The 13495-nt window shown below is 70.8% G+C and carries 10 protein-coding genes; 1 reads left to right on the top strand and 9 read right to left on the bottom strand.

Annotated features, from left to right (window positions below; translation table 11 throughout):
- Positions 1-26: 26 nt before the first annotated feature.
- Both murG and GGQ91_RS25365 read right to left on the bottom strand, forming a co-directional pair.
- Positions 27-1136, bottom strand: coding sequence for an undecaprenyldiphospho-muramoylpentapeptide beta-N-acetylglucosaminyltransferase (murG, locus tag GGQ91_RS25370; RefSeq protein ID WP_075380275.1), 1110 nt, complete (start codon positions 1134-1136; stop codon positions 27-29).
- On the bottom strand, positions 1133-2299 hold the full coding sequence (locus GGQ91_RS25365; protein ID WP_043356321.1) for an FtsW/RodA/SpoVE family cell cycle protein: 1167 nt from the start codon (positions 2297-2299) through the stop codon (positions 1133-1135). Before GGQ91_RS25365 ends, murG begins: the two co-directional genes overlap by 4 nt.
- Before the next feature lie 263 nt (positions 2300-2562).
- Here GGQ91_RS25365 and GGQ91_RS25360 point away from each other — a divergent pair, with 263 nt between their 5' ends.
- On the top strand, positions 2563-4038 hold the full coding sequence (locus GGQ91_RS25360) for a methyl-accepting chemotaxis protein (protein WP_182593125.1): 1476 nt from the start codon (positions 2563-2565) through the stop codon (positions 4036-4038).
- Positions 4039-4051: 13 nt separating this feature from the next.
- On the opposite strand, the gene murD is transcribed toward GGQ91_RS25360, so the two are convergent.
- From murD to rsmH, 7 genes are all read right to left on the bottom strand, one after another.
- Entirely contained in the window at positions 4052-5416 is a 1365-nt protein-coding gene (gene murD, locus GGQ91_RS25355; RefSeq protein ID WP_043384245.1) for a UDP-N-acetylmuramoyl-L-alanine--D-glutamate ligase, read from the bottom strand.
- Positions 5417-5617: 201 nt separating this feature from the next.
- Positions 5618-6703, bottom strand: a complete 1086-nt coding sequence (gene mraY / locus GGQ91_RS25350; protein WP_043356717.1) for a phospho-N-acetylmuramoyl-pentapeptide-transferase — start codon at positions 6701-6703, stop codon at positions 5618-5620.
- A gap of 77 nt (positions 6704-6780) precedes the next feature.
- A complete protein-coding gene (locus GGQ91_RS25345; RefSeq protein ID WP_182593124.1) occupies positions 6781-8229 on the bottom strand; it encodes a UDP-N-acetylmuramoylalanyl-D-glutamyl-2,6-diaminopimelate--D-alanyl-D-alanine ligase in 1449 nt (482 codons plus the stop codon).
- 20 nt (positions 8230-8249) lie between these two features.
- On the bottom strand, positions 8250-9707 hold the full coding sequence (locus GGQ91_RS25340) for a UDP-N-acetylmuramoyl-L-alanyl-D-glutamate--2,6-diaminopimelate ligase (RefSeq protein ID WP_182593123.1): 1458 nt from the start codon (positions 9705-9707) through the stop codon (positions 8250-8252).
- Between the two features lie 10 nt (positions 9708-9717).
- On the bottom strand, positions 9718-11559 hold the full coding sequence (locus tag GGQ91_RS25335; protein WP_403091639.1) for a peptidoglycan D,D-transpeptidase FtsI family protein: 1842 nt from the start codon (positions 11557-11559) through the stop codon (positions 9718-9720).
- Positions 11560-11613: 54 nt separating this feature from the next.
- Positions 11614-12027: a cell division protein FtsL gene (gene ftsL / locus GGQ91_RS25330; protein WP_043384256.1), complete on the bottom strand. Its 414-nt coding sequence runs from the start codon at positions 12025-12027 to the stop codon at positions 11614-11616.
- Positions 12024-13016 (bottom strand): 16S rRNA (cytosine(1402)-N(4))-methyltransferase RsmH, encoded by a 993-nt coding sequence (rsmH, locus tag GGQ91_RS25325; protein ID WP_053608393.1) that lies wholly within the window; start codon positions 13014-13016, stop codon positions 12024-12026. Before rsmH ends, ftsL begins: the two co-directional genes overlap by 4 nt.
- Positions 13017-13495 lie beyond the last annotated feature (479 nt).

Below are 13495 nucleotides of genomic sequence, written 5' to 3'. Positions count from 1 at the left end.
ATCGCCGGTGCGGAATCCCGGGAGGATCAGGTGCGGGCGGCCGTCTCGACGACGACCTCGGCCAGCCTCTCGGCGGCGTCATGGATGCCCGCGCTTCTGGCCGCATCGGCCGCTGCGGTCAATTTTGCCGGCGTCTCGAAGCAGGCCGTGAGGTCCGCGGCGAGGCGCTCAGGCGTGAAATCCGACTGTTTCACCGCCAGCGCCGCGCCGATCGCGTCGAGGGTCGCGGCGTTGGCAGCCTGGTCCTGATCCAGCGAGCCGGGCAGCGGGACCAGGATCGCCGGGCGGCCGATCGCCGCCAGTTCGGAGACCGTCGAGGCCCCCGAGCGCGAGACCACGAGGTGGCTCGCGGCCATGCGGGCCGGCAGGTCCTTGAAGAACGGCGCCGCCTCGATCCCCGCGAGACCCATGGCGAGGTAGCGGTTCTGCACCGCCGTCAGGTCCTCGGGCCGGACCTGCTGGACGAGGTGCAGCCGGGCGCGCAGCGCTTCGGGCAGACGGGCGATCGCCTCGGGCACGACCTCGCCCATCACGCGGGCGCCCTGGCTGCCGCCGAACACCAGGAGTCGCAGGGCGTCATCCGGACCGAAGGGGGGATACGGGATCTTCGCCGCCTCGATCACCGCCGGGCGAAGCGGGTTGCCGGTGTGGATCCGCGGGGCTTTGGCCTTCTCGGGCACGCCGCGCACGTCCTTGAAGCCGGTGGCGATGGTGCGGGCGCCCCGCGCCAGGAAGGCGTTGGCCCTGCCCATCACGGCATTCTGCTCGTGCAGGATCGTCGGCACGCGCAGGATCTGGCCGGCCAGCACCGGCGGGACGGTCGGATAGCCCCCGAAGCCCACGATGGCGGCCGGGTTGATCCGTCGGATCTCCTTCGCGGCCACGCCGAAGCCGCGGCCCAGGGTCAGCACGGCGCCGGCCCGCTTCAGCGGCGAGCGGCCGGACGGCGTCGCCGAGGCGATGGTGACGACCTCGGAGGCCGGGAACTCGGACGCGATGGCATCGACCCGGGCGTCGGTGGCTAGGGCCACCCGGATGCCGCGGGCGCGCAGCGCGTGGGCGAGGCTCTCGGCCGGGAACAGGTGGCCGCCGGTTCCACCCGCGCAGAGCAGGATCGTGGGGGTGAAGACCGTCACCGCATCACTCCGGCGACGGTGGCCGGCGCGGTGCCGGGGGGCTTCTGGCTGAGCATCACGGTGCGGGGACGCTTGCGGGTCAGGGCGACGAGGAAGCCGGTGCCGAGCGCCAGCGAGATCAGCGAGGAGCCGCCGTAGGAGACGAAAGGCAGCGTCATGCCCTTGGCGGGCATCAGCTGGGTGTTCACCGCCATGTTGATGCAGGCCTGGAGGCCGAACAGCGTGGTCAGGCCGGTGATCGCCAGCCGCGAGAAGGTGTCGTCGGTGCGGCGGGCGAGCTTGAGGCCGCGCAGGACGATGAAGGCGAACAGGGCCACGAGGCACAGGCAGACGATCACGCCGAACTCCTCGCCGGTGACCGAGAAGATGAAGTCGGTATGCGCGTCCGGCAGGTGGCGCTTGGCCACGCCCTCCCCCGGCCCGGTGCCGAACCAGCCGCCCGAACGGAAGGATTCCCGCGACCAGAAATCCTGGAAGCCGCCGCCGGAATCCCGGTCGAGGAACTTGTTGAAGCGCTCACGCACGTGATGGAAGAACAGATAGGCAGCGAACACGCCTCCGAGGCCCAGCACGCCGAGGACGGCCACCCAGATCAGGTGGAGGCCGGCCACGAAGAACAGCGCGCACCACACCATGGTAATCAGCATGGTCTGGCCGAAATCGGGCTGGAGCAGCAGCGGCACGATGGTGATCGGCAGCAGCAGCAGGGCGAGGATCCCGCCCGGCATGTCGCGGCGCTGGGCGCCTTCCGAGAAGGCCCAGGCGGCGACGACCACGAAGGCGGGCTTCACGAACTCCGAGGGCTGCAGGCCGAAGGAGCCGAACTGGATCCAGCGGTGCGCGCCCTTGATCTCGGGCCCGAACTTGCCGGCGAGCAGGCACAGGACGACGCCGCAGACCCAGGTGACCAGCGCGAGCCGCCGGATGCCGCGCAGCGACAGGAACGACACCGCGCAGATCAGCAGGATGGTCGGCGCGAGGTACATCGCCTGCCGGTTGAGGAAGTAGAAGGTCGGGAGGCCGATGCGTTCGGCCACCGGGGGGCCGCCGCCCATCAGGAAGACCAGACCCGCGATCATCAGCGCGAACAGGGCCGCGAGCAGACCGCGGTCCACGGTCCACCACCAGTCCGTCAGGGGCGTGCGTTCCGCGCGTGACATCATGCCGGGCAACGACTCCAGGCCGCGCGGATGCCGATCCGCGCGGGTCGGGCCTGATCCTGTGCAGGAATGGTAAACGGAGCCTTATGGTCGCCGCGTGGGCTTTCGGCCGCCGCGAAACCGGCCTGCGGTGGAGTGCTGTATTCGACCGGTTTTATACTGGTATAAAGACACCCTATGTTAATCTTCCCATTGCAACTTTCAGGTGTACCCCCGGCGGGTCGAGGCGCGCTGCGCCTGGCCCGCCCAGAGGAAGCCGACGCGCCATGTTTTCTGCCCTGAACGTCCGTGAAGCGCATGCCAAGCTCGCGGCCCTCGACCGGGTTCAGGGCGTGATCGAGTTCGATCTGGCCGGGCGGATCCTCTCGGCGAACCGCAATTTCCTCGACGTCGTCGGGTACACGCTGCCCGAGATCGTCGGGCAGCACCACAGCCTGTTCATGGATCCGGCCCAGCGGGACGCGCCGGACTACCGGGCCTTCTGGGAACGCCTTCGGTCCGGCGCATTCGAATCCGGTCAATTTCAGCGGGTGGGCCGCGGCGGCCGGCCGATCTGGATCCAGGCCTCGTACAATCCGATGCTCGACGTCCGCGGCCGCCCCTACAAGGTGGTGAAGTTCGCCACCGACATCACGCAGCAGCGGACCGAGGAGGCCGACCGCGCCGGCCAGATCGCCGCGATCGACAAGGTGCAGGCGGTCATCGCCTTCGATCTCGACGGCACGGTGACGGCGGTCAACAACAATTTCCTGACTGCGATGGGCTACACCCGCGACGAGGTGATCGGGCAGCATCACAGCCTGTTCGTGGACCCCGCCCACCGCGAGAGCGAGGGGTACCGGGCCTTCTGGGCGGCCCTGCGGAACGGAACCTATCAGGCCGCCCAGTTCCGGCGGATCGGCAAGGACGGCCGCGAGGTCTGGATCCAGGCCTCCTACAACCCGATCCTCGATGCCGCCGGCCGGCCCTACAAGGTGGTGAAGTTCGCCACCGACATCAGCGATCAGGTCCGGCTGCTCGCCAATCTCCGGACGCTCATCGACCAGAATTTCGGCGAGATCGAGCAGGCGGTGACGCATTCGACGAAGGCGGCCGCGCTGGCCTCGTCGGCGGCGGATTCCACCGCCGGCAACGTCCAGACCGTCGCGGCCGCGGCCGAGGAACTCGCGGCGTCGGTGGCGGAGATGTCCCAGAGCATCGTGCGCTCCCAGGGCGCCACCGACACCGCCTATGCCTGCGTCCAGGACGCGGATGGCCACACCAAGCGCCTCGCCGAGACCGCCACCGCGATGACCGGCATCGTCGGCCTGATCCGGGATATCGCCGGCCAGATCAACCTGCTGGCGCTGAACGCCACCATCGAGGCCGCCCGGGCGGGGGCGGCGGGCCGCGGCTTCGCGGTCGTGGCCTCGGAGGTGAAGGCGCTGGCCGATCAGGCGGCGCGCGCCACCGGCCAGATCAACGGCGAGATCGCCAGCGTGCAGCGCGTCTCGCAGGAGGTCGTGCAGGCGCTCAGTTCGATCGGATCCTCGGTCTCGGTGATGCGCGAGACCGTGGTGGCCACCGCGGCCGCCATCGAGGAGCAGAGCACCGTGACCCGGGACCTCGCCGAGAACATGCAGAGCGCCGCGGGCGCCGTCACGGCCATCACCGGCAATATCGGGGCGATCGTCCAGTCGGTGGCCAACGTCTCGCAGGCGGTCGGCACCACCCGCGACGCCGCCAAGGTTCTCGCGCGCTGAGAGCGGCGCACCCTCAGGGCAGCGCCTGGACCAGCTCGCGGAAGCGGTTGCCGCGGATCTCGAAGTTCCGGAACTGGTCGTAGGACGCGCAGGCCGGTGACAGCAGCACCACCGGCTCCGGCGCGCCCGAGGCGGCGGCGTTCTCGGCAGCCTTCGGGACGGCGTTCTCGAGGGTCTCGCAGCGGGTGTAGGGCACTGCGCCCTCCAGGGTCGCCGCGAAGGCATCCGAGGCGGCGCCAATCAGGTAGGCGTGGGCGACCCGCTCGAAATACGGCACCAGCGGGAAGATGCCGCCCTCCTTGGCCTTGCCGCCGAGGATCCAGTGGATGTCCCGGAAGGCGGTGAGCGCCTTCTCGGTGGAATCGGCGTTGGTCGCCTTGGAATCGTTGACGAACAGGACGTGGCCGCGCCGTCCCACCTCCTCCATCCGGTGCGGCAGGCCCGGAAAGGACGTCAGACCCGCCTGGATCTGCTCCGGCGACAGGCCGAGGGCCCGCGCCACCGCCACCGCAACGCCTGCATTCTGCCAGTTATGTGCCCCCCGGAGGGAGCCGATCCCGTTGACGTCCGCGAGCGCCGTGCCGTCGACATCGCGGACGATCCCCTCGCGCACCGTCAGCGCGTCGGTGCACAGCACGTCGCCGTGGGGCACGTGGACGCGCACGAGGTCGGCGCCGCGCCGGTCGGCGATCGCCCGGCTCGGCGCGTCGTCGATGCCGACCACCGCGAGGCCGGCGCCCTGGATCAGGCGCTCCTTGATGGCCGCGTACTGCTCCATGGTGCCGTGGCGGTCGAGATGGTCGGGGGTGATGTTCATCAGCACGCCGACGCTCGGGTCGAGGCTCGGCGTCAGGTCGATCTGGAACGACGACATCTCGATCACATGGACGCGGTCCGCCGCGGGGGGCTCCAGCGACAGGATCGCGGTGCCGATATTGCCGCCCATCTGAACGTCGCGGCCCGCCTGGGCGAGGACATGGGCGATCAGCGCCGTGGTGGTCGACTTGCCGTTGGTCCCGGTGATCGCCACGAACGGCGCCCCCGCCGCCTGGGCCCGCCGCTCCCGGCAGAACAGCTCGATGTCGCCGATGATCGCGACGCCCGCGTCCCGGGCGAGCCGGACGCTCCAGTGCGGCTCGGGATGGGTCAGCGGCACGCCCGGGCTGAGCACGAGGGCGGCGAAGCCGGACCAGTCGGCCTCGCGCAGGTCCCGCGTCTCGATCCCGGCCTCCCGCGCCCGCGCGAGGCTGTCGGCATTGTCGTCCCAGGCCTGCACCCCCGCGCCGCCGGCCTTCAACGCCAGCGCCGTGGCAAGTCCGGAGCCGCCGAGTCCGAACAGGGCGACGGTCTTTTCCTGGAAGACGGTGACGGGGGTCATGCGGAACTCTGGATGCGGCAGCCGAACCCGGCCGATCCCGCCCGCCGTCTCATCCCGTCGTGCCGGCGCGCAGCGGAGGTCTCGAAGGGCTCCAGGGATCGCGTGGCCGGCTGGAGGGCTCCTTCGAGGCTGCTGCGCAGCACCTCAGGATGAGGGCGAGCGTGGGATCGCCCACTTTCATCGCCCCTCTAGCACAGTTTTTCAGCGCAGCTTCAGCGTCGCCAGACCGGCCATCGCCAGGATCACCGCGATGATCCAGAAGCGGATCACCACCTGCGGCTCCTTCCAGCCCTTCTGCTCGAAATGGTGGTGGATCGGCGCCATGCGGAAGACGCGCTTGCCCGTGAGCTTGAACGAGGCAACCTGGATGATCACCGACATCATCTCCAGGACGAACAGCCCGCCGACGATCGCCAGGACGATCTCGTGCTTCGTCGCCACCGCGATGGAGCCGAGCAGGCCACCCAGCGCCAGGGAGCCGGTGTCACCCATGAAGATCTGGGCCGGCGGCGCGTTGAACCAGAGGAAGCCGAGACCGGCACCGATCACCGCGCCGCAGACCACGGCCAGTTCGCCCGTGTCGCGGACGTAGTTCACCTGCAGATAGCTGGCGGTGAACGAGTTGCCGACGAGATAGGCGATGAACCCGAAGGTGCCGCAGGCGATCATCACCGGCACGATCGCCAGGCCATCGAGGCCGTCGGTCATGTTCACGGAATTGCCCGCCCCGACGATCACGAAGGCGCCGAACAACGGGTAGAACCAGCCGAGATTGAGGAGGGCGTCCTTGAACACCGGGAAGGCGAGCTGGTTCTGGAGGGCGGCGGGGGAATAGACCGCGACGGTGAAGCAGGCCGCCATGGCGATCACGGCCTCGAGGGCGAGGCGGAACTTGCCCGAGAACCCCTTGTGCGACTGCTTCGTGACCTTGAGGTAATCGTCGTAGAAGCCGATCGCACCGAAGCCGAGCGTGACGGTCAGCGTCACCCAGACATAGTGGTTGCGCGGGTTGGCCCAGAGCAGGATCGCCACCACGGCGCCGGCCAGGATCATCAGGCCGCCCATGGTCGGCGTGCCGCGCTTGGTCAGCAGATGGGTCTGCGGCCCGTCCTCGCGGATCGGCTGACCCTTGCCCTGGCGGATCCGCAGCAGCGAGATGATCCAGGGGCCGAACCAGAACACGAAAAGGCCCGCGGTGAACAGCGCGCCGCCGGTGCGGAAGGTGATGTAGCGGAACACGTTGAGCGGCGTGAAGGCGCTGCTCAGGTCCGAGAGAAGGTACAGCATCCGGGCGCTCGGCCCCCTTGTTCAGGCTCAGGTTTCGGGGAGCGGCGCCGGCTGCGCCGAACGCGCGGACGTGCCGGTCACGGGACGGCCTGGGTCCGCCGGGTCGGATCGACCGCGTAGCGGGCTTTCAGCGCCTCGACAATCCGGCCCATGCGGCTGCCGTTCGATCCCTTTACCATGACGACGTCGCCGGATCTGAGATTCCGGGCGAGCGGCTCGAGCAGGTCGGCGGCGGTGTCGGTCACGGCGCCGCGGCGGCTCACCGGCAGGGCCTCGAACAGGTGGCGCATCAGCGGACCGGCCGTGAAGACGAGGTCGATCCGTGCCGCCTCGATCGCCTCCGCGAGGCCGCGGTGCAGGTCGGGCGCGGCGGCGCCGAGTTCCAGCATGTCGCCCAGCACCGCGATCCGGCGTCCGCGGGGTCCGGTCTCGATCCCGGCGAGCGTCGCCAGCGCCGCGCGGACCGCGACGGGGTTGGCGTTGTAGCTCTCGTCCACGAGGTAGGCGGTGCCGCCACCGATCTCGAGGGCGGTGCGCTCGCCGCGGCCCGCCGGCGGCGTCAGGCTGCCCAGAGACAGGGCGGCGCGGGCGAGGTCGGCCCCGAGGCTGTGGACCACCGCCATGACGCCGAGCGAGTTCAGCGCCGCGTGCCGTCCGGCCGTGCCGAGCTTGTAGGTGACGGGCTGGCCCATCACCGCCGCGTCGATCACCGACAGGTCGGGGCGGAGCACGATCTTCAGGGCGCGCACGTCGGAATCCGGGTGCTCGCCGAAGGTGACGACCCGTCCCGCCCGGGAGGCCTGCGCGTGAGCCGCGAGCCGGTCGAAATGCGGGACGTCGCGGTTGAGGATCGCCACGCCGCCGGGCTGGAGCCCGGAGAAGATCTCGCCCTTGGCGTCCGCGATGGCGGCGAGCGAGGCGAAATGTTCGATATGGGCGGGCGCGATGGTGGTGATGAGCGCGATGTCGGGGCGGACCTGGGCGGTCAGCGGCACGATCTCGCCGCCGTGGTTCATGCCGATCTCGAACACGCCGTAGCGCGTGGAGCGCGGCATCCGCGCCAGGGTCAGGGGCACGCCCCAATGATTGTTGTAGGAGGCCGCCGAGGCGTGGGTCTCCCCCTGCTCGGCCAGGACGTGGCGCAGCGCCTCCTTGGTCCCGGTCTTGCCGACCGAGCCGGTGACGGCCACGACCTGCGCGCCTGTCCGGGCGCGGGCGGCGGCGCCGAGACGCACCATCGCGGTGAGCACCGGGTCGGCGCCCGCTTCGGGCACCGTCAGGACGGGACCGTGGGACGCGAGGTCCCCGAGGCGGGACGCGCTCACCACCGCGGCGCCGGCCCCGCGGTCCAGGGCGTCGGGAACGAAGTCGTGGCCGTCGCGTGCATCGCCGCGGATCGCGAAGAACAGGTCGCCGGGCTGGAGCGTGCGGGTGTCGATCGAGGCGCCGCCGATGGCGCGCTCGGGGCCGATCAGTCGGCCGCCCGTCGCGGATTCCAGCTCCTCCCGCGTCCAGAGTGCGGTCATCGTCGATTCCCCCGTCGTCCTCAGGCCGCCGCGGCAATCGCGGCACGCAGGACCGCATGGTCCGAGAACGGCAGCGTGCGATCCCCCACGATCTGGCCGGTTTCATGGCCCTTGCCGGCCACGACCAGGACATCGCCCGGTCCGAGCCGTCCGACGGCGCTGTGAATCGCCTCGGAGCGGTCGCCGATCTCCTCTGCGCCCGGAGCGGCGTCCAAGATCGCCCGGCGGATGGTGGCGGGATCCTCGGTGCGCGGGTTGTCGTCCGTGACGATGACGACGTCGGCGAGCCGCTTCGCGATGGCGCCCATCAGCGGCCGCTTGCCCCGGTCGCGGTCGCCGCCGCAGCCGAAGACCACGATCAGCCGGCCCGACGCGAACGGGCGGAGCGCGGCGAGCACGCTCTCCAGGGCCTCCGGCTTGTGGGCGTAGTCGACGAGGCAGAGCCCGCCCCGCGCCTCGCCGATCCGCTCCATGCGGCCGGGGACGCCGGTGAGATGGTCGAGCGCGGCGAAGACGCCGTCGGGATCGGCGGCGCCCGCCGGTGTGGCGAGGGCGAGGCCGGCCGCCACCAGGGCGTTCTCCACCTGGAATTCGCCGACGAGCGGCAGGCGCAGATCCCGGGCCCGGCCGGCGAACAGGACCCGGGCGGCCTGCGCGAACCCCTCGGTCCGGACGGATTCGACGTGCAGATCCCGGCCGCCCCGCCCGACCGTGCGGACCGGACGTCCTGCGCCTTCGGCCGCGGCGATCACCCGCTCGGCATAGGCGCCGTCGGCATTGACGATGGCCGGGCAGCCCGGCGGCAGCAGGTCTGTGAACAGGCGCAGCTTGGCCGCGAGGTATTCCTCGATGCTCGTGTGGTAGTCGAGATGGTCCCGCCCGAGATTGGTGAAGCCCGCCGCGTCGAGGCGCACGCCGTCGAGCCGGCGCTGCTCGATCCCGTGGGAGGAGGCCTCCATGGCGAGGTCGGTGACGCCCTCGGCGGCGAGACGCGCCAGCGTCCGGTGCAGCGTCACCGGGTCCGGGGTGGTCAGGGAGCCGTACTGCGCGCCGCGGTTCGTGACGATTCCGACGGTGCCGAGGCTCGCGGCGTCGCGGCCGAGGCGGGCCAGGATCTGGCGCACGAAGTCGGCCACCGAACTCTTGCCGGCGGTGCCGGTGACGGCCACCACGGTCCCGGGCTGCGCGCCGGCGAGGCGGGCCGCGGCGAGAGCGAGCGACCGGCGCGCGTCGGCGACCGGGATCCAGGCGACCGCGTCCGGCAGGTCGGCGGGGCGGGCCCCCTCCCCGGCCACCGCGGCGGCGCCGCGCTGGGCGGCCTGCGCGGCGAAGCGCCGGCCATCGGCCTTCGTGCCCGGCACCGCCACGAACACCGTGCCGGTGGCGACCTGCCGGCTGTCGGCCGTGAGGTCCGATACGGTCAGGTCCGCGGCCGGGCCGGTGGCCTCGGGGAAGAGGTCGGCGAGCCGCGCACTCATGAATCCACCCTCATGGGCCGCCGAGCTGGTTGACGTGGTAGGCGTTGAGCTTGACCATCTGCGGGAACGGCCTCACCGGCGGCTCGAATTGCGGCGGCAGGCCGAGGATCGGCGCCACGCGCTCGATCACCTTGCCGGTGACCACGCCGGAATTCCAGGCCGCGGTGGCATAGCCGCCGGATTCCGGCAGGCCCTGCGGCTCGTCCATGATCGTGACGAACAGGTACTTCGGGTCGTTCATCGGCGCCGCCGCCATGAAGGTCGTGAACAGGCGGTTGTGAATGTAGCGACCGCCGATCACCTTCTCGGCCGTGCCGGTCTTGCCGCCGACGAAGTAGTACGGGATCGCGGCCTTCTTGGCCGAGCCCTCGGAGGCGTTGAGCCGCATGATGTAGCGCATCGCCTCGGAGGTCTGGCCCGACAGGACGTGGGTGGATCGCGCCTTGTCGTCGGGGTTCGCCTTGAGGAAGGTCGGGGTGATCAGGTCGCCGCCGTTGGCGATGGCCGCCACCGCCGCCGCCGCCTGGATCGGCGCCACCGCGATGCCGTGGCCGAAGGCGATGGTGATGGTGTTGATCTCGGTCCAGCGGGACGGAACGATCGGCGCCGCGCTCTCGGGCAGCTCGGTCCGCAGCCGGTCGAGCAGGCCCATCTTCTTCAGGAAGGCCTTGTGACCGGGCACGCCGACGCCGAGCGCCATCTTGGCGGAGCCGATGTTGGAGGAGTGGGTGAACACCTCCGGCATGGTGATGACCCGGTTGGTGCCGTGGTACTCGTGGATCTTCTGGCGGCCCCAGTTCAGCACGCCGCCCCGGGTGTCGAAGGTCGAGTTGACGTTGTACTTTCCGGAATCGAGCGCCATGGCGAGCGTCATCGCCTTGAAGGTCGAGCCCATCTCGTAGACGCCGACATTCATGCGGTTGATGCGATCCGGCGAGAGCGCATCCTTGGGATCGTTCGGGTCGAAATCGGGCATGGACACGAGCGCGATGACCTCGCCGGTCTTCACGTCGAGGATCATGGAGGCGCCGGCCTTGGCCTTGAAGTGGTCGATGCCCCAGGCCAGCTCGTCGCGGACGGCGAACTGCGCGCGCAGGTCGATCGACAGCTGCACCGGCTTCAGGTCGGCCTGCTTGTTGATCAGCCCGAAGCTGTTGAGGGCCTGCAGGCCGGTGGAGTCGATGTACTTCTCCATGCCGGCGATGCCGATGCCGTCGAGGTTCGTCGCGCCCAGGATGTGGGCGGCCGCGACGCCGTTCGGGTAGACGCGCTTGTGGTCGGGCAGGAAGCCGATGCCCGGGATGCCGAGCCGGTGGACCTCGGCCTGCTGCTTCGGGGTCAGCTCGCGCTTCACCCAGACGAAGCCGGCGCCCTTCTTGTCCTTGCGCTGGGTGAGCTTGGCGCGCAGCTCGGAGGCGTTGAGTTCCGGCAGGACCGCGGTGAGGAGTTCCACCGCCTCGTCCTTGTCGTAGATGTTCCCGGGTTCGGCGAAGACCGAGACCGTGCGGATGTCGGTGGCCAGGATCTCGCCGTTCCGGTCGATGATGTCGGGCCGGAAGGCGGTCGAGGATGCGGCCGCGACCCGGTGCTCCTGGCTGGGCGGATCCCCGAAGATCGCCATCATCAGGAGCTTGGCGGAGATCGTCCCGAACACGCCCACGAAGACCAGGCCGACCAGGGCGACGCGCATGTGCGAGCGCTCGATGGCCAGCCGGAACATGCTCCGCAGGAGCAGCTTTGCGCGCTCCGACGGCGGCACCGGCTCGCGCGCCTCCTCCTCGACAGGGCGCGGCGCGCCCGCGGCATGCGCCAGCGCGGCAGCCTCGAGAAGCGCGGCCTCGTGGTCCGACACGGCGGGCTCGACCGTCGGCTCTAGGGTCTGGGCGGCGTCATCGGACACGGGGGATTACCTCGAAGCCGTCGGCGGGGTGCGGGTCGTGGTGACGGTGCGGGTGATCGCGCCGGTCGTTCGCGGCTCGATCGTGCCCTTGTCTTTGGGGGTCGCCGTGGCGGCGAGCAGGCGGCCGATCTCGTCTCCGCGCTCCTGTCGGGCGGGCAGGTCCGAGAGGCGCGCCAAGTGGCTGGTGCCGATCGGCTCCAGAGCCAGATGTTTGTCGACGGCCGCCTGGAGGCGGTCGGGCCGGGTCAGAAGCTGCCACTCGGCACGCAGCACGGCGATCGCCTGCCGTTCCTTGTGCAGGGCCGTCTGGAGCTTGGAGACCTGACCGCCCTGGTAGAGCGTGTCGTACTTGATCGAGTAGGCGTAGATCGCCGAGGCGACGAGGCCGGCCACCGCCAGCAGGTTCAGCAGGCGGATCATCGGCGATGGCCTCCGCGGGCCGCATCCGGCAGGCTCGCCAGGGCGGTCAGGGCCGCCAGCGGTTCGGGTACGTCGGATTCGGTACGCTCCGCAGCCCGCAGCTTGGCGGAGCGGGCGCGCGGGTTGCGGGCGGTCTCGGCCTCGCCCGGCAGGACCGGGCCCTTGGTGACGAGACGGAAGCTGCGGACGGTCTCGACCGGGGCTCCCGGGAGATGGCGAGAGCCCTGCGCGGAGCGGCCGCTCCGCGCGGCGAAGAACTGCTTGACGATCCGGTCCTCGAGCGAATGGAACGTCACGACGGCGAGCCGGCCGCCCGGCCTGAGCACGCGCTCGGCGGCGTGCAGCGCCCGCACCAATTCGCCGAGTTCGTCGTTCACGGCGATGCGCAGGCCCTGGAACGTCCGCGTCGCCGGGTGAATGTGGCTGCCGGGCTCGACGCGTACGACGCTGGCGACCAGCTCCGCGAGCTGCGCCGTGGTCTCGATCCGTCCGCGGCGGCGCGCCTCGAAGATGGTCCGTGCCACCGCGCGCGAGCGACGCTCCTCGCCGTAATGATAGAGGATGTCGGCGAGCACGGTCTCGTCGGCCTCGTTCACGAGGTCGGCGGCGCTCGGCCCGTCGCAGCCCATGCGCATGTCGAGGGGCCCGTCGCTCCGGAACGAGAAGCCCCGTTCCGGCACGTCGAGCTGCATCGAGGAGACGCCGATATCGAGGACTACCCGGTCGACCTGCGCGAGACCTGTCTCCGCCAGGAGGGTGTCGAGCGCGCCGAAGCGGCCGGGCAGGAGGCGCAGGCGCCCCCCGGATTCCGCGACGAGCGCCTGCCCGGCTGCGATCGCCGTGGGGTCCCGATCGATCGCGACGACCTGCAGGTCCGGATCCGCCGCCAGGAGGGCGCGGGTATAGCCGCCGGCACCGAACGTGCCGTCGACCGCGATCCCGCCCGCGGTGCCGAGCGCCTCGACGACTTCATCGAGGAGGACCGGCACGTGCGGTTCCGACGGCGCGACGGCGCCGCTGTGGCGGGGCGAGCTCTCGGGAGAAGGACGGCGCCGGCTCACGGGCGCCTCGCCGACGGGGCGCGACGCGGGTTGCGAGAACCGGCGGAGGATCGGCGCGGTCCGGAGATCCGGACGCGGAAGCGGCTCGTGCGTCTCATGGTGCCCTGTGCCGGGCCGCGCGAGCGCGGCGCGCGTGACGGGAACGGCACCGGATGCGGAGCGCGCAAAACGCCGCGCACGGACGGGACCTGCAGGAAGGCAGGTTGCGCCCGGCGATCCGATACACGCCGTTGACGGGAGGATGCCGGGTATCATGGGCCTCGGAGGATCGTCAACGCACAAGCTTGGCGCTGCCGCGCCGAACGATCTGAACCCGGCAAGGTTAACCGAAGGTTTTTGCCGCACCGGAATCTTCGGCGCGGCGTGCTGCGGCGCGGGCGCGGCGCCGGGCCGATAAGGCGTTGAGG

The organism is Methylobacterium fujisawaense (assembly GCF_014138435.1).
Classification (GTDB): domain Bacteria; phylum Pseudomonadota; class Alphaproteobacteria; order Rhizobiales; family Beijerinckiaceae; genus Methylobacterium; species Methylobacterium fujisawaense.
The sequence above is the reverse complement of the archived record's forward strand: the minus strand, read 5'-3'. Positions and strand labels throughout refer to the sequence as shown.

Coding starts and splice junctions, on each gene's coding strand:
- GGQ91_RS25365 (WP_043356321.1), bottom strand. CDS start 2,299: ATGATGTCACGCGCGGAACGCACGCCCCTGACGGACTGGTGGTGGACC.
- GGQ91_RS25360 (WP_182593125.1), top strand. CDS start 2,563: ATGTTTTCTGCCCTGAACGTCCGTGAAGCGCATGCCAAGCTCGCGGCC.
- murD (WP_043384245.1), bottom strand. CDS start 5,416: ATGACCCCCGTCACCGTCTTCCAGGAAAAGACCGTCGCCCTGTTCGGA.
- mraY (WP_043356717.1), bottom strand. CDS start 6,703: ATGCTGTACCTTCTCTCGGACCTGAGCAGCGCCTTCACGCCGCTCAAC.
- GGQ91_RS25345 (WP_182593124.1), bottom strand. CDS start 8,229: ATGACCGCACTCTGGACGCGGGAGGAGCTGGAATCCGCGACGGGCGGC.
- GGQ91_RS25340 (WP_182593123.1), bottom strand. CDS start 9,707: ATGAGTGCGCGGCTCGCCGACCTCTTCCCCGAGGCCACCGGCCCGGCC.
- ftsL (WP_043384256.1), bottom strand. CDS start 12,027: ATGATCCGCCTGCTGAACCTGCTGGCGGTGGCCGGCCTCGTCGCCTCG.